The sequence below is a fragment of the Streptomyces sp. NPDC051214 genome (assembly GCF_040682375.1).
Classification (GTDB): domain Bacteria; phylum Actinomycetota; class Actinomycetes; order Streptomycetales; family Streptomycetaceae; genus Streptomyces.
Map to the genome: position 1 here is coordinate 372,133 of NZ_JBFBAT010000005.1, position 21,858 is coordinate 393,990.

The 21,858-nt window shown below is 70.9% G+C and carries 23 protein-coding genes; 12 read left to right on the forward strand and 11 right to left on the reverse strand.

What is annotated here, in order from left to right:
• Entirely contained in the window at positions 1 to 1,497 is a 1,497-nt protein-coding gene (locus tag AB0M70_RS15605; protein WP_365820399.1) for a glycoside hydrolase family 3 protein, read from the forward strand.
• A gap of 93 nt (positions 1,498 to 1,590) precedes the next feature.
• Here AB0M70_RS15605 and nagB read toward each other — a convergent pair whose 3' ends face one another.
• Complete coding sequence (gene nagB / locus AB0M70_RS15610) at positions 1,591 to 2,376, reverse strand: glucosamine-6-phosphate deaminase (protein ID WP_365820401.1); 786 nt, start codon at positions 2,374 to 2,376, stop codon at positions 1,591 to 1,593.
• 273 nt (positions 2,377 to 2,649) lie between these two features.
• Positions 2,650 to 3,420 (reverse strand): SDR family oxidoreductase, encoded by a 771-nt coding sequence (locus AB0M70_RS15615; protein ID WP_365820403.1) that lies wholly within the window; start codon positions 3,418 to 3,420, stop codon positions 2,650 to 2,652.
• Positions 3,421 to 3,513: 93 nt separating this feature from the next.
• On the opposite strand from AB0M70_RS15615, the gene AB0M70_RS15620 reads away from it, so the two are divergent.
• Complete coding sequence (locus AB0M70_RS15620) at positions 3,514 to 4,131, forward strand: TetR/AcrR family transcriptional regulator (protein ID WP_365820405.1); 618 nt, start codon at positions 3,514 to 3,516, stop codon at positions 4,129 to 4,131.
• Between the two features lie 313 nt (positions 4,132 to 4,444).
• The gene (locus AB0M70_RS15625) at positions 4,445 to 5,911 is read left to right on the forward strand and encodes a PAS domain-containing sensor histidine kinase (protein WP_365820689.1); all 1,467 of its coding nucleotides are present in this window, start codon (positions 4,445 to 4,447) and stop codon (positions 5,909 to 5,911) included.
• A 180-nt stretch (positions 5,912 to 6,091) separates the two neighbouring features.
• On the opposite strand, the gene AB0M70_RS15630 is transcribed toward AB0M70_RS15625, so the two are convergent.
• The gene (locus AB0M70_RS15630) at positions 6,092 to 6,349 is read right to left on the reverse strand and encodes a WhiB family transcriptional regulator (protein ID WP_016639615.1); all 258 of its coding nucleotides are present in this window, start codon (positions 6,347 to 6,349) and stop codon (positions 6,092 to 6,094) included.
• A 318-nt stretch (positions 6,350 to 6,667) separates the two neighbouring features.
• Positions 6,668 to 7,636 (reverse strand): diacylglycerol kinase family protein, encoded by a 969-nt coding sequence (locus tag AB0M70_RS15635; RefSeq protein WP_365820408.1) that lies wholly within the window; start codon positions 7,634 to 7,636, stop codon positions 6,668 to 6,670.
• Between the two features lie 92 nt (positions 7,637 to 7,728).
• Here AB0M70_RS15635 and AB0M70_RS15640 point away from each other — a divergent pair, with 92 nt between their 5' ends.
• Positions 7,729 to 8,181 (forward strand): hypothetical protein, encoded by a 453-nt coding sequence (locus tag AB0M70_RS15640; RefSeq protein WP_365820410.1) that lies wholly within the window; start codon positions 7,729 to 7,731, stop codon positions 8,179 to 8,181.
• A gap of 72 nt (positions 8,182 to 8,253) precedes the next feature.
• Here the strand turns inward: AB0M70_RS15640 and AB0M70_RS15645 are convergent, their stop codons facing one another.
• From AB0M70_RS15645 to AB0M70_RS15655, 3 genes are all read right to left on the reverse strand, one after another.
• Complete coding sequence (locus tag AB0M70_RS15645) at positions 8,254 to 9,306, reverse strand: RNA polymerase sigma factor SigF (RefSeq protein ID WP_365820412.1); 1,053 nt, start codon at positions 9,304 to 9,306, stop codon at positions 8,254 to 8,256.
• A complete protein-coding gene (locus tag AB0M70_RS15650; RefSeq protein WP_135332116.1) occupies positions 9,303 to 9,716 on the reverse strand; it encodes an anti-sigma regulatory factor in 414 nt (137 codons plus the stop codon). The genes AB0M70_RS15645 and AB0M70_RS15650 overlap by 4 nt, the downstream gene beginning before the upstream one ends.
• 247 nt (positions 9,717 to 9,963) lie before the next feature.
• Positions 9,964 to 10,224 carry a UBP-type zinc finger domain-containing protein gene (locus tag AB0M70_RS15655; protein WP_365820414.1) on the reverse strand — a complete coding sequence of 87 codons (261 nt, stop codon included), beginning with the start codon at positions 10,222 to 10,224 and terminating at the stop codon, positions 9,964 to 9,966.
• A 46-nt stretch (positions 10,225 to 10,270) separates the two neighbouring features.
• Here AB0M70_RS15655 and AB0M70_RS15660 point away from each other — a divergent pair, with 46 nt between their 5' ends.
• Positions 10,271 to 11,869: a Na+/H+ antiporter gene (locus AB0M70_RS15660; RefSeq protein WP_365820416.1), complete on the forward strand. Its 1,599-nt coding sequence runs from the start codon at positions 10,271 to 10,273 to the stop codon at positions 11,867 to 11,869.
• Here AB0M70_RS15660 and AB0M70_RS15665 read toward each other — a convergent pair.
• The 3 genes from AB0M70_RS15665 to AB0M70_RS15675 all read right to left on the reverse strand — a co-directional run bounded on the left by AB0M70_RS15665 (position 11,848) and on the right by AB0M70_RS15675 (position 13,862).
• Positions 11,848 to 12,795 carry a pyridoxal-phosphate dependent enzyme gene (locus AB0M70_RS15665; protein ID WP_365820418.1) on the reverse strand — a complete coding sequence of 316 codons (948 nt, stop codon included), beginning with the start codon at positions 12,793 to 12,795 and terminating at the stop codon, positions 11,848 to 11,850. The genes AB0M70_RS15660 and AB0M70_RS15665 overlap by 22 nt on opposite strands.
• Before the next feature lie 90 nt (positions 12,796 to 12,885).
• On the reverse strand, positions 12,886 to 13,476 hold the full coding sequence (locus AB0M70_RS15670) for an N-acetylmuramoyl-L-alanine amidase (RefSeq protein ID WP_365820420.1): 591 nt from the start codon (positions 13,474 to 13,476) through the stop codon (positions 12,886 to 12,888).
• A 137-nt stretch (positions 13,477 to 13,613) separates the two neighbouring features.
• Entirely contained in the window at positions 13,614 to 13,862 is a 249-nt protein-coding gene (locus tag AB0M70_RS15675; protein ID WP_363209205.1) for a hypothetical protein, read from the reverse strand.
• 265 nt (positions 13,863 to 14,127) lie between these two features.
• Between AB0M70_RS15675 and AB0M70_RS15680 the strand changes: the two genes are divergently transcribed.
• The 6 genes from AB0M70_RS15680 to AB0M70_RS15705 all read left to right on the forward strand — a co-directional run bounded on the left by AB0M70_RS15680 (position 14,128) and on the right by AB0M70_RS15705 (position 20,355).
• Positions 14,128 to 15,534, forward strand: a complete 1,407-nt coding sequence (locus AB0M70_RS15680; RefSeq protein WP_365820422.1) for a family 2B encapsulin nanocompartment shell protein — start codon at positions 14,128 to 14,130, stop codon at positions 15,532 to 15,534.
• Positions 15,535 to 15,630: 96 nt separating this feature from the next.
• A complete protein-coding gene (locus tag AB0M70_RS15685) occupies positions 15,631 to 16,698 on the forward strand; it encodes a family 2 encapsulin nanocompartment cargo protein polyprenyl transferase (RefSeq protein ID WP_365820424.1) in 1,068 nt (355 codons plus the stop codon).
• Between the two features lie 230 nt (positions 16,699 to 16,928).
• On the forward strand, positions 16,929 to 17,558 hold the full coding sequence (locus tag AB0M70_RS15690; RefSeq protein WP_365820426.1) for a GNAT family N-acetyltransferase: 630 nt from the start codon (positions 16,929 to 16,931) through the stop codon (positions 17,556 to 17,558).
• Positions 17,559 to 17,614: 56 nt separating this feature from the next.
• Positions 17,615 to 18,379 carry a GAF and ANTAR domain-containing protein gene (locus tag AB0M70_RS15695; protein ID WP_365820428.1) on the forward strand — a complete coding sequence of 255 codons (765 nt, stop codon included), beginning with the start codon at positions 17,615 to 17,617 and terminating at the stop codon, positions 18,377 to 18,379.
• 369 nt (positions 18,380 to 18,748) lie between these two features.
• Positions 18,749 to 19,273: a hypothetical protein gene (locus AB0M70_RS15700; protein ID WP_365820430.1), complete on the forward strand. Its 525-nt coding sequence runs from the start codon at positions 18,749 to 18,751 to the stop codon at positions 19,271 to 19,273.
• Positions 19,270 to 20,355, forward strand: coding sequence for an HAD-IA family hydrolase (locus AB0M70_RS15705; protein ID WP_365820432.1), 1,086 nt, complete (start codon positions 19,270 to 19,272; stop codon positions 20,353 to 20,355). The genes AB0M70_RS15700 and AB0M70_RS15705 overlap by 4 nt, the downstream gene beginning before the upstream one ends.
• A 22-nt stretch (positions 20,356 to 20,377) precedes the next feature.
• Here AB0M70_RS15705 and AB0M70_RS15710 read toward each other — a convergent pair whose 3' ends face one another.
• On the reverse strand, positions 20,378 to 20,845 hold the full coding sequence (locus AB0M70_RS15710) for a pyridoxamine 5'-phosphate oxidase family protein (RefSeq protein WP_365820434.1): 468 nt from the start codon (positions 20,843 to 20,845) through the stop codon (positions 20,378 to 20,380).
• Between the two features lie 72 nt (positions 20,846 to 20,917).
• On the opposite strand from AB0M70_RS15710, the gene AB0M70_RS15715 reads away from it, so the two are divergent.
• Positions 20,918 to 21,838 (forward strand): sigma-70 family RNA polymerase sigma factor, encoded by a 921-nt coding sequence (locus AB0M70_RS15715; protein ID WP_365820436.1) that lies wholly within the window; start codon positions 20,918 to 20,920, stop codon positions 21,836 to 21,838.
• The last annotated feature ends 20 nt before the right edge of the window (positions 21,839 to 21,858 follow it).

The window sequence follows — 21,858 nt, forward strand, 5'->3', positions numbered from 1 at the left end:
ATGACGACACTCACCCGCCCTACCGACACTCTGACCCGCGACGCCCTGACCGTCCTGCAGCCCGGTTTCGTCGGGACCAGCGCGCCGGACTGGCTGCTGCGCCGGATCGGTGAGGGCCTCGCCTCGGTCGGCCTGTTCGGCCGCAACATCGCCTCGCCCGAACAACTGGCCGCCCTGACCGCCCAGTTGCGGGCCGAGCGCGACGACGTCCTGGTCGCCATCGACGAGGAGGGCGGTGACGTCACCCGCCTGGAGGTCCGCTCCGGCTCCTCCTTCCCCGGCAACCACGCGCTCGGCGCGGTCGACGACACGGGCCTCACCCGTGACGTGGCCGCCGAGCTGGGCCGCCGGCTCGCCGCGTGCGGCGTCAACCTCAACTGGGCGCCGTCCGCCGACGTCAACTCCAACCCGGACAACCCCGTCATCGGCGTACGGTCCTTCGGCTCCGACCCGCTCCTGGTGGCCCGGCACACCGCCGCGTACGTCGAGGGGCTGCAGTCCGCGGGCGTTGCCGCCTGCACCAAGCACTTCCCCGGGCACGGCGACACCGCGGTCGACTCGCACCACGACGTGCCGCGCATCGGGGTGGACCCCGAGGTGCTCCGGGCGCGTGACCTGGCGCCGTTCCGGGCCGCGATCGCCGCGGGCTCGCGTGCGGTGATGAGCGCGCACATCCTGGTCCCGTCCCTGGACGCGGAGTACCCGGCGACGCTCTCGCGCCGCATCCTGACGGGCGTCCTGCGCGAGGAACTCGGCTTCGACGGCCTGATCGTCACGGACGGCATGGAGATGCAGGCCATCTCCGCCACCTACGGCATCGAGCGCGGCAGCGTCCTCGCCATCGCCGCGGGCGCCGACGCGATCTGCGTGGGCGGCGGCCTCGCGGACGACGACACGGTCCTGCGCCTGCGTGACGCGCTGGTCGGGGCCGTCCGCTCGGGCGAGCTCTCCGAGGAGCGCCTCGCCGACGCGGCCACGCGCGTGCGGGCCCTCGCCCACTGGACTTCGGTGTCGGGCGTGGCCGAGCGTTCGGGGGGCGCGCCCGGCACCGAGATCGGCCTGGTCGCGGCCCGCCGCGCCCTGACGGTCACCCGGGGCGAGTCTTACGCGGCCCCGCTCACCGAGGCCCCGTTCGTCGCCGCCTTCACCCCGATGGCCAACATCGCGGTGGGCGACGAGACCCCGTGGGGCGTGGCCGCGGAGCTGCGACGCCTGCTCCCGGGCACGGAGACCGGCAGCTTCACCGGCCCCGACGCGGGTGCGCTCGCGCTGAACGAGGCGGGGGAGCGGAGCATCGTCGCCGTGGTCCGCGACGCCCACCGCCACCCGTGGATGGCGGAGGCCCTGGACACCCTGCTCTCCGCCCGCCCTGACACGATCGTGGTCGAGATGGGCGTCCCCAAGTCCACCCCGACCGGCTCCCTCCACATCGCCACCCACGGCGCGGCAAGGGTCTGCGGCCTCGCAGCAGCAGAGGTGATCACGGGCGCCACGTAGGTACCGTCTGTGCCCACCCGTTCCGCACACGAGCAGCAAACAGCAAGGTGCCGGGTGCCCCCAGCAAGGGGGCACCCGGCACCTTGCTGCAACTTACAGACCCTGCCAATCAGGCTTAGCCGCATACGTGGCCCGGAAGTACTCCCCGAGCTTCAACTTGGAGGCCGCGGCCTCGTCCACGACGACCGTCGCATGCGGATGCAACTGCAGGGCCGAGGCCGGAACCACCGCGGCCACGGGACCCTCCACCGTCGCGGCCACCGCGTCCGCCTTGCCCTCACCGGTGGCGAGCAGCACCAGATGCCGCGCCTCCAGGATCGTCCCGATCCCCTGCGTGATCACGTGGTGGGGCACCTGCTCGATGTCCCCGTCGAAGAAGCGCGCGTTGTCCACCCGCGTCTGCTCCGTCAGCGTCTTGATCCGGGTGCGCGAGGCGAGCGAGGAGCACGGTTCGTTGAACCCGATGTGCCCGTCCGTGCCGATCCCGAGCAGCTGGAGGTCCACCCCGCCGGCGTCCGCGAGCGCCTGGTCGTACGCCTCGCAGGCCGCCTGCACGTCCTGCGCGCTGCCGTCGGGCCCCATGAAGGACTTCTCGCTGAGCCCGAGCGGCTCGACGACCTCACGCAGCACCACGGAGCGGTAGGACTCGGGATGCCCGGCGGGCAGCCCCACGTACTCGTCGAGCTGGCAGATCCGCACCCGCGAGGCATCCACGGCACCGGAGCCGACCTTGGCGGCCAGGGCTTCGTAGATGGGCAGCGGGGTGGATCCGGTGGCGACACCGAGCAGGGCGTCAGGCTTACGGCGCACCAGGGCGGCCATGGCCTCCGCGATGAGCTCGCCGCCTGCCTTGGCGTCCGGGACGATGACAACTTCCACGCTGGGCCTGCCGATCTGGAGGGGGGACTCGCGGGCCCGGAGAGAGAGCCCACGGGGAACTGTTGGTCTATGTGGTATAGACCAATCTAGCAGAGCCGCCCCGCCGTGGCCCAGGTTCTGGACCCCGGCAGCACGAACTCCCCGCGTCCCATGCTCAGCTCTGCACCCGCCCCCCGCCTGTCGAGCGAACCGTCCTCGCCCGTCGAGCAACCGACCCCGCCTGCCGAGCCACTGCCGCACCGGCCACTGCCCCCACCGTCCAGCGACCGCCCCCTACGCCAGCGACCCTCCCGTCACGTCCAGCCACTGCCCCGTGACCCAGCGCCCGTCGTCCGACGCGAGGAACGCGACGGCGTCGGCTATGTCCGCCGGGGTGCCGACCCGGCCCAGCGCCGACATCGCCGCCGCGCCCGCCCACGCCTCCTTGTTCTCGTCGCCCCGCAGCCAGGCGGCGTTGACGTCCGTGTCCACGATGCCCGGCGCCACCGAGTTGACCGTGATGCCCCGGGGGCCGAGGACCTTGGAGAGGTTCCGCGTGAACACGTCCAGGGCGCCCTTGGTCATGGCGTACGTCAAGATCTCCGGCATGACCGCGGCGCGCGAGAGGCCCGACGAGATGTTGATGACCCGACCGCCGTCCCGCAGGCGCCGCTCGCCGAGCTGCGTGATGAAGAACGGGGCCTTCGCGTTGACCGCGAACAGCCGGTCGTACTCCGCGTCGCTCGCCTCGGAGAAGGGGCGGGACGTGCCGATCCCCGCGTTGTTCACCAGGATGTCCACGCCGTCGGCATGCCGGTCGAACTCCGTCCACAAGGCCTCGGCGTCGCCGGGGACGCCCAGTTCCACGCCGAGGACGAAGGCGGAGCCCCCCGCCTCCTCGATCGCCGCGACCGTCTCCTTCGCGGCCACCTCATTGCTGCCGTAGTGCACGGCCACCCGAGCGCCGTCCCGGCCCAGCCGCTCGGCGATGCCCCGTCCGATGCCACGGCTGCCGCCCGTGACCAGCGCCGTCCTGCCCGCGAGCTTCCCTGCAAGCGCACCCATGAGAGCCGCCCCCAATTTCTCTAGTGGTCGTTACAGAAAGAACCGTAGCGGACCCGCGGCGGTTTTTCTAGCGGCCGCTATATAATTCACTCCATGGCGACGAAACAGCGCGGCCGCCCCCGCTCCTTCGACCGCGAGACGGCCCTGGAGCAGGCCCTGCGCACCTTCTGGGATCAGGGGTACGAGGCGACGTCGGTCGCGGACCTCACCCGGGCCATGGGCATCGGCGCCCCCAGCATGTACGCGGCCTTCGGCGACAAGCAGTCACTGTTCGAGGAGGTCGTCCTGCTGTACGGGCAGACGCACGGCTCCTTCGGCGAGCGCGCCTTCGCGGAGGAGCCGACGGTCCGCGGCGGAGTTGCGCGGATGCTGCACGAGGCCGCCGACAAGTACACGGAGACCGGACACCCGCACGGCTGCCTGATCATCTGCGCCGCGACGAACTGCACGACGCCCGAGATCGAGGCCGGCCTGCGCGAGCGGCGCAACGCGAACATCAGCTCCATCGAGTCCCGCGTAAAGGCCGCCGTCGCCACCGGCGAGCTCCCGCCGGAGACCGACGCCCCCGCCCTGGCCCGCTATACGGGCGCGGTGCTGCAGGGCATGTCCCAGCAGTCCCGCGACGGCGCCAGCCGACAGGAGCTGGAAGCGGTCGCCGAGCTGGCCATGAGGGTGTGGCCCGGAGTACAACAAACATCTGCCGACGCGTAGACACAGGCGAATGGTCTAGTCCACAATGCGTTGGTAAAGCATCCGCCCTTCCCGCACAGGAGGGTGGACCGAGGAACCGGCACTCTCTGCCCTGACCGTGTCGGCTCCTCCGACCGGCCGTCCGGTACCGCACATTCCGGTGGTCGGTGTTCCTGAAGGGCTGCGGTGCCGTGGGTGGGTTGAGGGTCCCGCCCTGGCGCCGCGGCTCGTCGGGGAAGACGCCGCGCCTGGTCAAGAAGACGCCGCGGCTCGTCGCGAATCTCCCGGAGCGGGCCCGCCGTACGTGCCAGGTACGCTCGCACACGTGCCCTCCATGAACGACCTCGTACGCCAGCACACCGCTCTCGGTGACTCCGATCTCGAGTGGCTGCATCTGCTGGTCTCGGAGTGGCAGCTGCTCTCCGACCTCTCCTTCGCCGACCTCGTGCTGTGGGTCCCCACGCGCGACGGCACCCGCTATGTCTCCGTGGCGCAGATGCGGCCGAACACCGGCCCCACCTCCTACCAGGACGACATGGTCGGCCACCTCGTCCCGCGCGGCCGCCGCCCGCTGCTCGACGCCGCCCTGGACGAGGGCCGCATCGTGCGCGAGGGCGACCCCGAGTGGCGCGAAGAGGTACCGGTGCGGGTCGAGTCCATCCCCGTACGCAGGGAAGGACGCGTCCTCGGCGTCATCGCCCGCAACACGAACCTCCTCACGGTGCGCACCCCTTCGCGCCTCGAACTCACCTACCTCCAGTCGGCGTCCGACCTGGCCCAGATGATCGCGGCGGGGTCCTTCCCGTTCCCCGGCCAGCAGGTCGACATGGACGCGTCCCCGCGCGTGGGCGACGGTCTGCTCCGACTGGACGCCGACGGCATCGTCCAGTACGCGTCGCCGAACGCACTGTCCGCCTATCACCGCCTGGGTCTCGCCGCCGACCTGGTCGGTCACCACCTCGGCACGGCGACCGCCGAACTCGCCCCGTCCCGCGGCCCGGTCGACGAGGCGCTCGCCAAGGTCGCGAGCGGCTGGGCGCCCCGCGAGTTCGAGATCGAGGGCGGCGACGGCGTGATCCAGCTCCGCGCGATCCCGCTCAAGCCCAAGGGCCCGCGCATCGGTTCGCTCGTACTGCTCCGCGACGTCACCGAACTGCGCCGACGCGAGCGGGAGTTGATCACGAAGGACGCGACCATCCGGGAGATCCACCACCGGGTGAAGAACAACCTCCAGACGGTCGCGGCACTTCTGCGCCTCCAGGCGCGGCGGATCGACTCCGCCACCGGGCGCGAGGCGCTCGAAGAAGCCGTACGGCGCGTGGGCTCCATCGCCATCGTGCACGAGACGCTGTCCCAGAACCTGGACGAGCGCGTGGAGTTCGACGAGATCGCCGACCGTGTCCTCGCGATGGTGGCCGAGATCTCACCCGGCAAGGTCACCGGCCGGCGCACCGGACGCTTCGGCATCCTGGACGCCGAGGTCGCGACGCCGCTGTCGATGGTCCTGACGGAGGTTTTGCAGAACGCCCTGGAGCACGGCTTCCAGGAGGGCGACACCGGAACGGTCGAGGTCTCCGCCGTGCGCGGCGGCACCAGCAAGGACGGCCAGCTCCTCATCACCGTCCAGGACGACGGCGTCGGTCTGCCCGAGGGATTCGACCCGCACCGCTCGGGCAATCTCGGCCTGCAGATCGTCCGCACCCTGGTCGAGGGTGAGATGGGCGGCACCTTCGACATGGTGCGCGCCCCGGAGCGCGGTACCCAGGTCGTCCTCGACATCCCGGTGCGCGCCGACAAGTAGCGCGACGGCGCGCGGAAGAGCGCAGACGCAAAGCAGTGAGCCCCGGACCGAAGTGGTCCGGGGCTCACTGCTCACGTTGCGTTGCGCATCGGGGGGTACTGCGCGGCTGCGGCTCGGGGGCGGGAGATGCGTACTCGCTGTACGCGCCGCCGGGCTAAGGCTCGTTAGGGGGCGTGAGCGTCAGGCGCTTGCCTGGCGAGCACGGTTGCGAGCGGCGCGGCGCTTCATTGCGCGGCGCTCGTCCTCGCTGAGGCCACCCCAGACGCCGGAGTCCTGGCCGGACTCGAGCGCCCACTGCAGGCACTGCTCCATGACGGGGCAGCGGCGGCAGACGGCCTTGGCTTCCTCGATCTGCAGCAGCGCAGGACCGGTGTTGCCGATGGGGAAGAAGAGCTCGGGGTCTTCCTCGCGGCAAACGGCGTTGTGACGCCAGTCCATGGCTGCTACCTCTCCTTGGTATTACATGCAGGTTGCTTGTGAATGTGAACGCTTTCACGAATCCCTCGACGACGGAAGGGACTTTCGTCACATACGCGACGATGTCCTATGCGTTGAGGAGGGGGTTCTGGCGGTCTGTGGGGCCGATGTTGCGGGCCGTCCCGATCGCCATGTAGAGATTCGCAAACCTCGGCGGCGGATACAACCCCTTCCGGAAAGTTTTTTTTGATTCCTCAGTGTCGACTGGGTCACAGCCGTACTTCCATGGGGTGGACCCTGGCCTAAACGTTCGAGTGAAAGGACTTTGGGCCCTTCTACTCACACAATCACACGCAGTGCACGGCGAACGCCTGTGAACGTCACGCTCGTGCGCAGCCCCAGGTGGTCACCGTCCATCTGAAGGGGGAGCGGCACCTTCGAATGCAAGGTGAAGTTGGTGAGGTCATGGAGCGTAACCGCGTGCTTGCCGTGAGGTCCGCGTTCCGGCGTCGAGGTCAAAAGCTGGGTCCCGTACCGGGCCACCGCCGTGGTGGAGAGTTTGCTCAGACCGAGCACGTCCAGGCCCGTGTCGAAGGAGGCCTGCGGGGACGCGTACATCGGGCGATTGCCCAGGTAGGTGTACGGAGAGGTGTTGCAGACTATGGAGAGGACAAGATCGGTGACCGGGTCCATGCCGGGCCGTTCCAGCGTGATCATCCCGTGTCTGCGGTGCGGCTCGTCGAGGAACTGACGGACCACCTGGCGCAAATACAGCGCATGGGTGGACCGCTTGCCGCGTTCCCTCTGTTGTTCGACCCGTCCCACGACCCCGGCGTCGAAGCCGAAGCCGGCGGCGAAGGTGAACCAGTGTGCGGGGATCGTTTCGTCCTCGGTCCCGGGGGTCCCGGCCAGCCGCCCGAGGCTCACTGTCCGTTCGCTTCCCTCACGCAGCGCGTCCAGGAGTGCGCCGGTCGCCTCCACGGCGTCGTTGGGCAGACCGAGGGCGCGCGCGAAGACGTTGGTGGAACCGCCGGGGACGACGGCCAGGCGCGGCAGCCGCTCCGGATCGGGGCCGTTGTGCAGCAGGCCGTTGGCGACCTCGTTGACCGTGCCGTCCCCGCCGAGGGCGACGACCAGCTCGATGTCCTTGCTCTCCGCGGCCTGTCTGCCGAGGTCCCGGGCATGGCCGCGGTACTCCGTCGTGACCGCCTCGAGCTTCATCTCGCTCGCCAGCGCATGGATCAGTACGTCACGCGTGCGCGCGCTGGTGGTGGTTGCCGCCGGGTTGACCACAAGGAGTGCACGCATGCGAAGCAGAGTACCCAGCCCTCTCGGCCCGACACAGACCGAGGGGTCGGACCGGAGGCCGGAGCGCGGACACGCACAGCTACCCTGCAAGGGTGAGCACTGAGCGGAACCCCACCCCCGAAGCACCGGAGCCCGGCCCGCGTCCCGGACGTCTGACGGCCGCCGCGGCCCTTGCCGCGCTGGAGGGCGTCGCCCTCATCGCCGCCGGCGTCTACATGCTCGTGATGGGCCTCGCGGGTGACCCCGACAACCCGGAACAGGCCACGACGGGCGGCGTCACTCTGATCGTCCTCGCGCTCCTGCCCCTGCTCGCCGCACGCGGTCTGCTGCTCCGCCGGAGCTGGAGCCGGGGGCCCGCGATCATCACGCAGATCATGGCGCTGCCGGTGGCCTGGCAGCTGCTGCAGGCCGACAGCATGGCCATCCCGGCGGGCATCGCGCTCGCCGCCGTCGCGGTCACCGCGCTCGTCCTGCTGGTCAATCCCGCCACGACCGAGGCCCTCGGCATCAAGGGCCCGGGGAACGTACAGGACGACGTGAAGTAGCCGTCCCGCACGGGGACCGGCCGGCTGACTCGCCGAAGGAGCAGACCAGGAGGGGCGGCCTGCTCCTCCGCGTCACTCCTCGACGAGGAGCTTCTCGCGCAGCTGCGCGAGTGTGCGGGCGAGAAGCCGGGAGACGTGCATCTGGGAGATGCCGACTTCCTGGGCGATCTGCGACTGCGTCATGTTGCCGAAGAACCGCAGCAGCAGAATGCGCTTCTCGCGTGGTGGAAGGTCTTCCAGGAGCGGTTTGAGGGACTCCCTGTACTCGACGCCCTCCAGGGCCTCGTCCTCAGCGCCCAGGGTGTCCGCGACCGCCGGGGACTCGTCGTCCGTGTCCGGGACGTCCAGGGACAGCGTGGAGTACGCGTTGGCCGACTCCAGGCCCTCCAGGACCTCCTCTTCGGAGATGCCCAGCTTCTCGGCGAGCTCGTGCACCGTGGGCGAGCGGCCGTGCAGCTGGGACAGCTCGGCGGTCGCCGTGGTCAGCGCGAGCCGCAGCTCCTGAAGGCGCCGCGGGACCCGGACCGCCCAGCCCTTGTCGCGGAAGTGCCGCTTGATCTCGCCGACGACCGTGGGGGTCGCGTACGTGGAGAACTCCACGCCGCGCTCCGGGTCGAAGCGGTCCACGGACTTGATCAGGCCGATGGTGGCGACCTGCGTCAGGTCGTCGAGGGGCTCGCCGCGGTTGCGGAACCGGCGGGCCAGGTGCTCGACGAGCGGCAGGTGCATGCGGACCAGCTTGTTGCGCAGATCCGCGTACTCAGGGCTGCCGTCCGTCAGCTCGCGCAGCTCGATGAACATCGCGCGTGCACCGCTGCGGTCCTGCGGATGGTGCCGGGTGTGCTGCTGCTCGCTCATGTATCCCGCCCGTTGCGCGCCGCCCCGGACGGAGGGCGTCGCGCGCTCCTCCTGGGCGGTCGGCTCTGCCTGCTCCGACGCGTCAGCCACAGTCGACGGACCCGGCTGCTCCGGGTCCTCCGGGTGCGGCCTGGCCTGCTGCTCGGGGATGCCCGTGAGCGCCGGCTCCACCGGAGCCCCACGCCGCGTGGGCGTCCCTCCCCGGCCACCGGACAGACCCCGTGTGCCGCGCTCTTCGTCCCGCACCGGCCCCTCCCCGCCCCTCACGCCGGCCCGGGTCCCGCGCCGCGCTTCTTGTAGAGACTGATCGAGACGGTGTTGTCCTCGGCCACGGAGGAGTCGACCTGACCCGCGAGGGCGGACAGCACTGTCCAGGCGAAGGTGTCCCGTTCAGGGGCCCGGCCGTCGGTGGTCGGCGCCGAGACGGTCACCTCCAGGGAGTCGTCGACGAGCCGGAAGACGCAGCTGAGCACCGAACCGGGCACGGCCTGCTGGAGCAGGATCGCGCACGCCTCGTCGACCGCGATGCGCAGGTCCTCGATCTCGTCGAGAGTGAAGTCCAAACGCGCCGCGAGACCGGCCGTGGCCGTACGCAGCACCGACAGGTAGGCACCCGCAGCCGGAAGGCGGACCTCGACGAAGTCCTGATTCCCGGGCTCGCCTGCGATCTGGGACACCCTCACCTCCAAGGTGGTACAAGCACTTTCGGGGCTCCAGGTCCGCCGTCGAGCGGCGGGCCGGACTGCGTCACACGGGTAACGCCCCACGTAGTTATGCGGTGACGCTACCGCGCTCCCCAGTTCCGTGTCCCGGGGACCCCGCTCCGTTGCTGTCACTCATAGTAAGCCTAAGGGTACGGAGAGTGGCTAGGGGTCTCGCGGTCCCAATTGGAGAGTACGGGCGTCGGGTTGACGTACCCAGGCGTCAGACGATCGAACCGTCGACGAAGCACCAACGCCAGCTCTCGCCCGGCTCGAACGTCCTCATCACCGGATGTCCGGTGTCCTTGTGGTGTTCCGTCGCGTGCCGGAAGGGTGAGGAGTCGCAGCAGCCCACATGGCCGCAGTCCAGACAGAGCCGTAGTTGCACGGGGTGACTGCCGGCCGCGAGGCACTCGAGACAGGTCTCGCTCAGCGGCGCGGGCTCAGGGTGCGGCAGCGCTGCGACATGCGGGCACTCGTTCATGATTGCCAGATTACGACGGGAACGCGTATCGCGGAGGGCCTGACCGATGGACGTACTGCCCCTGGTGGCACTGATCGCGGCGAGTGCCGCGGTGGCCGGAGCCGCGCGCCGGACACCGGTGCCCGCGCCGCTGCTGCTCGTCGCGGCGGGCCTCGTCGCCGCGTACGTGCCCGGGGTGCCGGACTACCACCTGGACCCGCACATCGTGCTGCCGCTGATCCTGCCGCCGCTGCTGCACACCGCGGCCCTGGAGAGTTCGTACCTCGACCTGCGCGCCAACATCAGGCCCGTGGCGTTGCTCTCGGTCGGTTACACGCTGTTCGCGACCCTCGCCGTCGGGTACCTCGCGTACCTGCTGATCCCTGATCTGCCGCTGACCGCCGCGCTGGTCCTCGGTGCGGTGATCGCGCCGCCGGACGCGGTGGCGGCCACGGCCATCGCGCGGAAGGTGGGACTGCCGTCACGGATCACCACGATCCTGCAGGGCGAGTCACTGGTGAACGACGCGACCGCGATCACCGCCTACAAGGTCGCCCTGGCGGCGGCGGTCGGCGAGGGCGCGAGCTGGGCCGGCGGAATCCAGGAGTTCCTGGTGGCGGCGGTCGGCGGTGTCGGTGTCGGCCTTGTCCTCATGGTGCCGATCCACTGGCTGCGACGGCACATGAAGGAGGCGATGCTGCAGAACACCCTCTCCTTGCTGATCCCCTTCGTCGCGTACGCGGCAGCCGAGCAGGTGGGCGCCTCCGGAGTGCTCGCCGTGGTCGTCGTCGCCCTCTTCCTCGGTCACCGCTCCTGGGAGGTCGACTTCGAGACGCGACTCCAGGAGGCCGCCGTGTGGAAGGTGGTCGCCTTCATCCTGGAGTCCGCGGTGTTCGCGCTCATCGGCCTGCAACTGCCGCTCGTGCTCAAGGGGCTCGGCGAGTACAGCGGCCTGGAGGCGGCCTGGTACGCCCTGGGGGTCTTCTTCCTGGTCGTCCTCGTGCGCTTCGTGTGGTCGTATCCGGCGACCTACCTGCCGCGGATGCTGTCGAAGCGCATCAAGGAACGCGAGAGCGACATGGACTGGCGGCGGCCGCTGATCGTCAGCTGGGCCGGCATGCGCGGGGTGGTGTCGCTGGCGATCGCCTTCTCGATCCCGCTCGTCATGGACGACGGGGAGCCGTTCCCCGCACGCAACCTCGTCCTGTTCCTCACCTTCACCACGGTGATCGGCACGTTGGTCGTCCAGGGGCTCTCGCTGCCGTGGCTGATCCGGGTGCTGCGGCTGCCGGGGCGCGACACGCAGGCGGAGACGCTCGCGGAGGCGCAGGCGCAGAACGCCGCCTCGCAGGCCGCGGAGCGCCGGGTGGACGAACTCATGCGGGACGAGCGCAATCGGCTCCCAGAGCCCCTCCAGGACCGTCTGCGCACGGTTCTGGAGCGGCGCCGCAACTCCGTGTGGGAGCGCCTTGGCCAGTCCAACCCGGTGACGGGGGAGTCCGCCGACGACACCTACCGCAGGCTCACCCGGGAGGCGATCGCCGCGGAGCGCGAGGTGTTCGTGACGATGCGGGACGAACGGCGCATCGACGACGAGATGATGCGGACGCTGCTGCGCAAGCTGGACCTGGAGGAGGCCGCGGCCTACCGGGAGGTCGAGGACTGAGCCGTGGGGGCCGTTGGGGCCGCGGGTTCCGTCGCGGTGATCACCGCTGTCACGTCGGTGCCGGGGGCGAACGCGCCCTCTTCGGAGAGCGCCGTCAGCGCGTGGAGGAGCTTGGCGACGTAAACGCGCTCCACGGGGAGGCCGTGCCGGTCCTCGAAGTCGTCGGCGAACGCGGTGAGTTCGGGGGACGTGCGGGCGTAGCCGCCGAAATGAAAGCGCTCGTCCAGGTGCCAGTTGCCGGTGGGGGCGCCGAAGGCCCGCTGTTGCAGCGCCCGTATCTCGGGGCCGAGGAAACCGCCCTTGAGCACCGGTATGCCGAGCGCGTGCTGGTCCGGGGCGAGGCCGGCGGCCAGGCCGGCCAGGGTGCCGCCGGTGCCGCAGGCCACGGCCGCCGTGTGGGTGCGCCCGCGCAGCTCCTCGCCCAGGGCCGTGCAGCCCCGCACGGCCAGGGAGTTGCTGCCCCCTTCGGGGATGACGTAGGGGTTCTCGGCGCCCGTCTCGCGCAGGAGGGCGGCCAGGACCTCCGGGTCCGTCTTCCTGCGGTACGTCGCCCGGTCGATGAAGTGCAGGCGCATTCCGTCGGCCGCGCACCGCGTGAGTGACGGGTTCAGGGGGCGGTCGGCGAGTTCGTCGCCGCGGACCACGCCGATGGTGCCCATGCCGAGGAGGCGGCCCGCCGCCGCGGTCGCCCTGAGGTGGTTGGAGTAGGCGCCGCCGAAGGTCAGCAGGGCTTCGTGCCCGGCCTCGACGGCGGCGTCCAGGTTCAGGAAGAGCTTGCGGTACTTGTTGCCCGGGAGGTCCGGGTGGATGAGGTCGTCCCGCTTGAGCGTGAGAGTGACGCCGCGCCGCGCGAAACGCTCGTCCCGGAGCTCTTGGAGCGGGGACGGGAGCCGGGGGCGCGGGGTGGTCGGCGGGGTGGTGCTCACCCCGCCATTCTGCCCGCCGCCGTGCCGCCGGGCACGGCCACGGGTATGCCCGCCCGCCTGGAACGTTCTCCTGTCCGGGGCGTTCCTCGCCTACTTGAGGCGTTCCTCGATGCGCTCCCGCATCGCGTTCATGGTGAAGCCCTTGGGGTCGATCTTGCCGGGCTGCCATTCGAGATGGCCGATCACCGAGCGATGAGTCCAGCCGTGATGACGGCAGATGGCCGCCGAGACCCGCTCGATGGCGTCCAGCTGCTCGTCGGGCCACGGGTCCTCGCCGTCGCCGAGGTTCTCGCACTCGAAGCCGTAGAAGTGGCGGTTCCCGTCGGTGTTCGCCTCGTTGTCCGGCGGGAGCGCCTTCTCGGCGATGACCGCGCGCAGCACGTCGTCGTCGCCCAGGCCCGCGTGGTTGGCGCGGCCGTACCCGACGAGGTGGACGCGGCCGTCCTTGGTGATGACGCCGTGGCAGAGCGGACCGGGCAGTGAGGCATAGCCGTCCCGGCAGATCTCCACGGTGCGTTGACTGCCCGACGTGACCGTGTGATGGATCATCACGCCGTGCACGGGTCCCCACGGACCCTTGTGGTTGCGGTTGTGGTGAGTCCAGTCGCCGACTTCGACGACCGTCACCCCTTCGTCCTTGAGCGCGCCGATGAAGCTGCCCGCGGACATGGGTGGGGCCATGGCCGACTCCTTTGCGGAGCACGACGGCCGCCTGCCGCGGACCGTCTTGTATGTCCGCTATTACCGGAACCACGGTGCCTGAACCAGCCGTTCGGGCCTGATCTGTCGCTGTTCGGGCACCGTGCGAGCCGATTCGGTCAGCCGCGGTGGTCCCCGCCGTGCAGGAACGCGTCGCCGTTCGTCGCGATGTGCGCCTCGACCGCCTGCAGGGCCTGCTGCGTGGCCTGGGGAGTCCCCGTGCCGTGCTGCTGCGCGTAATACGCGGCGCCCAGCTTCTTCAGGAGGTCGCCGCCCGTGCGCTGCGCCTGGACCTCGTCGATCTTCTGCTTGCCCTGCGTGAGCCCGCGCTGCGCCTGTTCCTTGGCGCGATCCAGGAAGCCTGCCATTGCCGTCTCCTACGCATAGGTGCGGATTGGTGCTGATCCGTGCATTTCGGTATGAAGCGTATCGGCCGTTGTGTCCTGTTCAACGGATGCGCGGATCTTGGAGTTCCCTCGGAGTTTCCCGCCCCTGCGAACCCTTGTCCTGGTACGCGGGTGAGTGCCCCGTCTCGCCTGATCCATTCCCGCTCGTTTGTGTAATGGCGCCGGTACTCACCGTGCTGGAAGGGTTGTCGGCGCAGATCAGCGCTTGATCGGGAGGGCATAGCCAATGTCGGTAGGCGAAGAGGTCCGGGCGGAACAGGCCGAGCCACAGCAGAGCTTGGGCACGTCGGCCGCGCGGAATCTGGCCACCACCACCAAGTCCGCGCCGCAGATGCAGGAGATCAGCTCGCGCTGGCTCCTGCGGACGCTGCCATGGGTGCAGGTGCAGGGCGGCACGTATCGAGTGAACCGGAGGTTGAGTTACTCGGTCGGTGACGGCCGGGTGACGTTCGTGAAGACCGGGGACCGGGTCCAGGTCATCCCGGCGGAGCTCGGCGAACTGCCGACCCTGCGGGACTACGAGGACGTCGAGGTCCTGGGGGAGCTGGCCCAGCGCTGCCAGCAGCGTGAGTTCGCCGCCGGCGAGATCATCACCTCCTTCGGCAGCCAGGCCGACGAGGTGTTCCTGCTCGCGCACGGCAGGGTCGAGAAGATCGGCACCGGGCCCTACGGGGACGACACGGTCCTCGGGTCCCTCGCCGACGGCGCCTACTTCGGCGAGCAGGCACTGCTCGACCCGGAGGCCATCTGGGAGTACACGACGCGCGCGGTGACCGCGTGCACCGTGCTCACCCTGCCCCGCCAGGACCTGGAGCAGGTCGCCGAGCGCACGGATTCCCTGCGCGAGCACCTGCGGCGGCTGCGGTCCATCCCGGCCCAGCGCACCAACAAGTTCGGCGAGGCGCCCATCGACCTCTCCGCGGGACACGTCGGCGAGGCCGTGCTGCCGGGCACGTACGTCGACTACGAATCGGCGCCGCGTGAGTACGAACTGAGCGTCGCCCAGACCGTTCTGCGCATCCACACGCGCGTGGCCGATCTCTACAACCAGCCGATGAACCAGACCGAGCAGCAGCTGCGGCTCACGGTCGAGGCGCTCAAGGAGCGCCAGGAGCACGAGCTGATCAACAACCGCGAGTTCGGCCTGCTCAACAACTGCGAGTACGAGCAGCGGCTGCAGCCGCACGACGGCGTGCCGAGCCCGGACGACATGGACGAGCTGCTCAGCCGCCGGCGCGGGTCGAAGCTCTTCCTGGCCCACCCGCGCGCGATCTCCGCGTTCGGCCGTGAGCTCAACAAGCGCGGTCTGGTGCCGGAGACCATCGACATGGGCGGCCACCGCATCCCCACCTGGCGCGGGGTGCCGATCTTCCCGTGCAACAAGATCCCGGTGACCGAGGCCCGCACCTCCTCGATCATCTGCATGCGTACGGGCGAGGAGGAACAAGGTGTCGTCGGCCTGCACCAGGCCGGCATCCCGGACGAGATCGAGCCGAGCCTTTCCGTGCGCTTCATGGGGATCAGCGAGCAGGCGATCATCTCGTACCTGGTGTCGACCTACTACTCCGCCGCGGTCCTGGTGCCGGACGCGCTGGGCGTGCTCGAGAACGTCGAGATCGGCCGCTGGCGATGAGGCCGTGTCTGCGGGCGCGCGGCCGGGTAGACCTCTTCCGTATGCGCCCGCAGGCCCAGGAACCGCCACCGTCCGCATCCTCTCCGGGGTGAGTCCATGACGGACACGACGACGGACATGACGGAGCACGAGGAGCACGCGGAGCGCGATGCGTCCGAAGCGGCGGAGATCCTGGCGTCGGCGCGCGCGTGCGTCGACCCGGAGCTGCGCCGGGCGATCGACTCGCTGCCGGGGGCGCTGCGCCGTATCGCGCTCTATCACTTCGGCTGGGAACACGCGGACGGCACACCGGCGGCCGGGCACGCGGGCAAGGCGATCAGGCCCGCGCTCGTGCTCGCCGCGGTGCGGGCCCTTGGAGGGGACCAGGCCGGCGCGGTCCGGGCTGCGGCGGCGGTGGAGCTGACCCACAACTTCACCCTGCTGCACGACGACGTCATCGACCGCGACACCACCCGCAGGCACCGGCCCACCGCATGGACCGTGTTCGGCGAACCCGACGCGATCCTGGCCGGTGACGCGCTCCAGGCACTGGCGCAGCGGCTGCTCGCCGAGGACCCCCACCCAGGGGCCCCGCCGGCGGCCGCCCGGCTCGCCGCCTGCGTGGTGGAGCTCTGCGCGGGCCAGCAGGCGGACGGCGCGCTGGAGCGGCGCGCCCCCGACGAGGTGACGCTCGACGAGTGCCTCGCCATGGCCGAGTCGAAGACGGGGGCCCTGCTCGGCTGCGCCTGCGCCCTCGGCGCGCTGTACGCGGGGGCGGGGAGGAGCGAGGTGGACGCGCTCGACGGGTTCGGCCGTGAGGCGGGGCTCGCCTTCCAGCTCATCGACGACGTGATCGGCATCTGGGGCGATCCCGGGTGCACGGGCAAGCCGGCCCGTGCCGACCTCGCGGCCCGCAAGAAGTCCCTGCCAGTGGTCGCCGCCCTGGCCTCGGGCACCCCGGCCGCGACCGAACTGGCCGAGCTGTACGCCCGCCCGCCGGCCGACGGCGACCTGGGCCGCATGGCGCGCGCCGTCGAGGCGGCGGGCGGCAGGGACTGGGCGCTGCTGCACGCGGGCGACCGGATGTCCCGCGCGATCAACCAGCTGGCCGGCGCGGTGCCGGTTCCGGAGGCAGCGGGCAGCCTGCTGGCACTCGCGGAATTCGTCACCCGGCGTACGCACTGACCGCACGCAGGCGTGCGCCGGGCAAGCAGTCGTACGTAGTCGTGCGTAGTCGTACGTACGTAGTCCCGCGCGGACCAACGACGCGTCCCGTGAGCCCCGCACCCCGCCGAGATCCGGTCAGGGTGCGGGGCTCACCCGCGTGTCGGGCCCCGATCGCCTAGGCTGCAACGCAAGCAACCAGTGGGGCGGTACACGCAGTTGAGCGTGGACGAGGGGGGAAGGGGCGGGCCGTGGGCGTAGTCATCCGCAGAGCCGGGGAGAGCGACAGGGCGGACGTGGTCCGACTGCTCGACGAGGCGTTCCACGACGACCCGGTGAGCAGCTGGGTCTTCCCCGACGCGGAGCACCGCCGCCGCAGGCACGGCGCTCTGATGAACGCCTTTCTCGACCTCGCGCTCGACATGGGTCATGTCGACATCACCGAGGACGGCTCGGCCGTCGCCCTGTGGTGGTCCGTCCCCGCGGGCGAGGACGAGGGCGGCGAAGAGGGCCCCGCGCAACTGCGCGCCGCCGTCGACCCCGACAACGCGCGGATCGAGGAGATCGGCCGGCTGACCGGCGAGGCGCACCCGACCGACCGGCCCCACCAGTACCTGCACATGATCGGCGTGAGCCCGCGGCGGCAGGGCGAGGGGCTCGGCTCGGCGCTGATCTCGGCCGTCCTCGATCGCTGTGACCAAGAAGGGCTGCACGCCTATCTGGAGGCGAGCAACAGCCGCAGTCGCGAGCTGTACACCCGGCTCGGATTCCACTTCATGGGAAATGCCGTCCATCTGCCGGACGGACCGCAGCTCTGGCCGATGTGGCGGGAGCCCCGGCCTTTCGGCGCGGACGGTGGCGACACCGGCCGATTCGCCTAAAGTCGTTGTAGCGCCGCTGTGTTGGCCGTATGCACAACGAAGGGGGGACGAGCCCCATGTCCCGCAAAATGACCCGTGAGGTGTCCGGCGACACGTCCCGCGAGCGACGTCTGGCGGAGGCTTTCGTGGAGATGGCCGACTCCGTCACCGAGGACTTCGAGGTCGTCGAGTTCCTGCAGAGCCTCGCCGTGCGCTGCGTGGAACTCCTCGGCGTCTCGGCCGTGGGTGTTTTGTTGGCGGATTCGCAGGACGAGTTGAAGCTCGTCGCCGCGTCCGGCGAGCACGCCTGGGTGCTCGATCTGTTCGCCCTGCAGCAGGAGGAGGGGCCGTCGCTGGACTGCTACCGCTCCGGCACGGCGTACACGAACATCGCGCTCACCGGCCTGGAGGCGAACACCGCCTGGCCGCAGTTCGCGGCGCAGGCCAAGGAAGCGGGCTACACCATGACGCAGGTGCTGCCGCTGCGCCAGGGCGATCAGGCGGTCGGCACGCTGAACCTCTTCCAGGCGCGGCCGCAGGTGATGGGGCCCGACGAGATCGCGCTCGCCCAGGCACTCGCGGATGTCGCCACGATCGCGATTCTCCAGCGGCGTTCCCTGGAGCAGAGCGAGACGGAGCGCGGCCAGTTGCAGGAGGCGCTCGTCAGCCGCATCGCCATCGAGCAGGCGAAGGGGGTGCTCGCCGAGCGCTGGAAGTGCACGGTCGACGAGGCGTTCGCGGCACTTCGGCGCCACGCCCGCGCGAACCGGCTGCGGCTCGCGGACTGCGCGCGCCAGGTGGTGGCGGGGGAGTTCGACACGGAGGGGATCCGCCGGGGCTGAGCGCTCGCGCGACATCGCCGTACGGACGTGGAGAAGTACCCGCGGCCGGGCTATCCGGCCGGGGTGGCCCGCTCTACCCTGGACGTATGGGCAGCGATGGGAGCCGGTCCGGCCCCCGCCCGCGGAGCGAGCCGGTGTGCGCGAGCTGCGGACGGCCTGTCGGTACGGCCATCAAGCGACGCAAGGTGCTCGGGGCGTACGTCCCCGTGTGGGGGCCCGGCCCTTGCCACAACCCGCGATGTGACGCGTGCGTCGACCGACCCGCGGCGAACCGGACCGAGGCCGAGGTGGAGCCCGCGCCCGCGCGCTCCGACGACGACTGAGGACGCCCGCGTCCCATGACGCACGGGACATCTGCATCATGGGCGCATGGACATGACCGAGGTTGTTGTACTTCCGTCGGCCGTAGACGGTGAGCGGCTGCTCGCACTCGCCGACGGCCATCACGCGCGCACCGCACGGCCCCTTGGCGTCCGCGAGGCCGGCGGGCATCTCGTGAAGGTGTACGCCGTCGAGGCCCCCGGGCGGCAGGTGACCGGACGGGACGAGGAGTCCGGGCTCGCGCTCGCCGGGGCGCATCTGGGGCTCGGCCATGCCCGTGGGTCGGCCGGGCTCGCCGTGCTGATCCTGCACGCCGGCGGTGACGGGGACTACGTCCTCGTGCAGACCTGGATCGAGGGGTACATGTCCGACCTCGCGGTCTTCGTGGGCCCCGCGGGGGAGCCGGGCGAGCTGAGGCCGGGAAGGGCCGGACTCGCGCCCTGCGTGTGGGAGGCAGCCGTGCTCACGCACGAGCGGGACGCGTTTGTGCGGTGCGTGCTCGACGGGAGCGGAAGCCTCACGGAGCGGCTCACCGCGTGGGGCCGGGACGTCATCGAGGGGGACCTGCGATGACGTACGAGGACCCGGCGCCCCGCATACGCCACGCACGCCCCGCCGACCTCCCCCGCGTCGTGGAACTCATCGCCGAGCACGCCGCGTACGAGAAGGGCGCCCCGCCCGCCCCCGGCCTCGAACACCGCCTGCGGACCCTCCTCTTCGAGGTGCCCGACCCGCGGCTGCGCTGTCTGGTGGCCGAGCTGCCCGGCGGCGACGTCGTCGGGTACGCCACGTGTGCGCCGGAGATCTCCACCTGGGACGGCGCCGAGTACCTCCACATGGACTGCCTCTTCCTGCGGGACGGCAACCGGGGCCTCGGCCTCGGCGAGCGCCTGACGGACGCGGTGGCCGCGGAGGCCCGCCGCCTCGGCCTCACCGAGGTCCAGTGGCAGACGCCCGCGTGGAACGAGGGCGCGATCCGCTTCTACGGCCGGATCGGCGCCGACGCCAAGGAGAAGCTGCGTTTCGCCTGGCAGGTGCCGCCGCTGCCGTTCGACGCCGTGCTCTGCGATCTCGACGGCGTGATCCGTTTCTACGACATGGCACGGGTGGAGGAGATGGAGCGCGCCGCCGGTCTGCCCCACGGCAGCACCGCCGAGGTCGCCTTCGCGCCCGAGACCGATCAGCCGCTGATGCTCGGGCGCATCGGCAAGGAGGAGTGGGTTCAGGCCATCGCGCACGGCCTCGCCGACCGGGTGCCCCACGAGCGCGGGCACGCCCTGGGCACCGCGCTCGCCGAGGCCGGCTTCTCCGCCGACGCCACCGTGGTGGACCTGCTCAGGCGGGCCCGCGCGCACCTGCACGTGGCGCTCGTGACGAACGCGACGCCCTGGCTCGACCGTGACCTGGCCGAACTCGGCATCGCCGACCTGGCGCACACCGTGGTCAGCAGCGCCGACGTCGGCATCGTCAAGCCCGACCGCCGGATCTACGAGCTCGCCGTGGAGCGGGCGGGCATCCCCGCCGAGCGCTGCCTGTTCGTGGACGACCGCAAGGAGAACGTGGACGCGGCCGTCGCGCTCGGCATGGCGGGGCTGCACTACACCGGCCCCGACGACCTCTGGGAGGCGCTGGCCCCGGTGCTCGGCAGGGACTGACCCCCGGAGCGCGCCCCGCCGCCTACGCCACCGTCCACCGCCCGCCCCGCATCAGCTCCCGGCCCGCGAGCTCGTCGGCCTCGCGCCAGGCTTGGATCCGCTGCGGGGTGATGCGGAAGTAGGTGTAGAGGGTGTCGAGTTTGCTCGGGTCGAAGCCCGTCCGCTCGGCGAAGGTGTCACGGTCCTCGGGGGTCAACTCGTCCTCGCCCAGGGCGCGTACGGCCCCCTCGATCAGGACGACGTCGCGGGTCGGCCCGACGCCGACCCGCGCCATGCCGGTCGCCCGGAGGTTGCGGCCGGTGACGCTGGCGTCGGGAGTGGCCACCAGCAGGCTCTCGCCGTCCCAGAAGAAGGACAGCGGGACCATGTACGGGGTCCCGCTGTCCGCGTCGGCCGTCGCCACCCACGCGTCGACGTCGTGGGTGAGGCGGTGCAGGGTGTCCCGCCTGCGCTGCTCGGGCGTTCGGGGCCCTGTCGCACGGGTGTTCATTACTGTTCTCCTCCAAGTGCGCTGGCACGGTGCGTCATTGCTATGACGTACCGCGACGAGGGAATGTGACGGATGGACCAGAACGAAACAGCAGCAGTAGATCAGGGCGAAGCACTGGCGGTCCGTTTCGAGGAGCACCGGCCGCATCTGAAGGCGGTCGCCTATCGCATGCTCGGTTCGCTCGGCGAGACCGACGACGCGGTCCAGGAGACCTGGATCCGGCTCAGCCGCTCCGACATCAGCGAGGTGTCGAACCTGGGCGGCTGGCTGACCACGGTCGTCGGCCGGATCTGCCTCGACATGCTGCGTACGCGGCAGTCGCGGCGCGAGGACTCCCTGTCGGTGTCACCCGACACCCATGTGCCGGACCCGGTGGTGAGCTGGGGAGACGTGGTCGACCCCGAGCAGGAGGTGCTGCTCGCCGACTCGGTCGGCCTCGCCCTGCTCGTCGTCCTGGAGACGCTGGCGCCCGCCGAGCGCCTCGCCTTCGTGCTGCACGACATGTTCGCCGTGCCCTTCGACGAGGTGGCCCCGATCGTGGAGCGCACCCCGGCCGCGACCCGCCAGCTGGCGAGCCGGGCCCGCCGCCGGGTGCAGGGCTCGGCGCCCACCCCCGACAACGATCCCGTGCGTCAGCGCGAGGTCGTCGGCGCCTTCCTCGCGGCCGCGCGGGGCGGCGACTTCGACGCGCTGCTCGAACTGCTCGACCCGGACGTGGTGTTGCGGGCCGACACCGGCGAACTGGCCTCCGGGCTCTCGAAGCTGGTGCGCGGCGCCTCGGCGGTGGCGGGGCAGGCGGCGATGTTCTCGAAGGCGGCGCCGACCACCGAGATCGCGCTCGTCAACGGCCGTTTCGGCATGGTCGGCGTGCCGGACGGCGAGGTCGTCTCGGTCATGGAGTTCACGATCGCGGGCGGCAGGATCGTCGAGCTCAACATCCTCGTCGACCCCGCCCGCGTGCGTGCCCTTGGCCTGCCCGCGTTCCGACGCTGACCCGGGGCCAGGACCTGTCG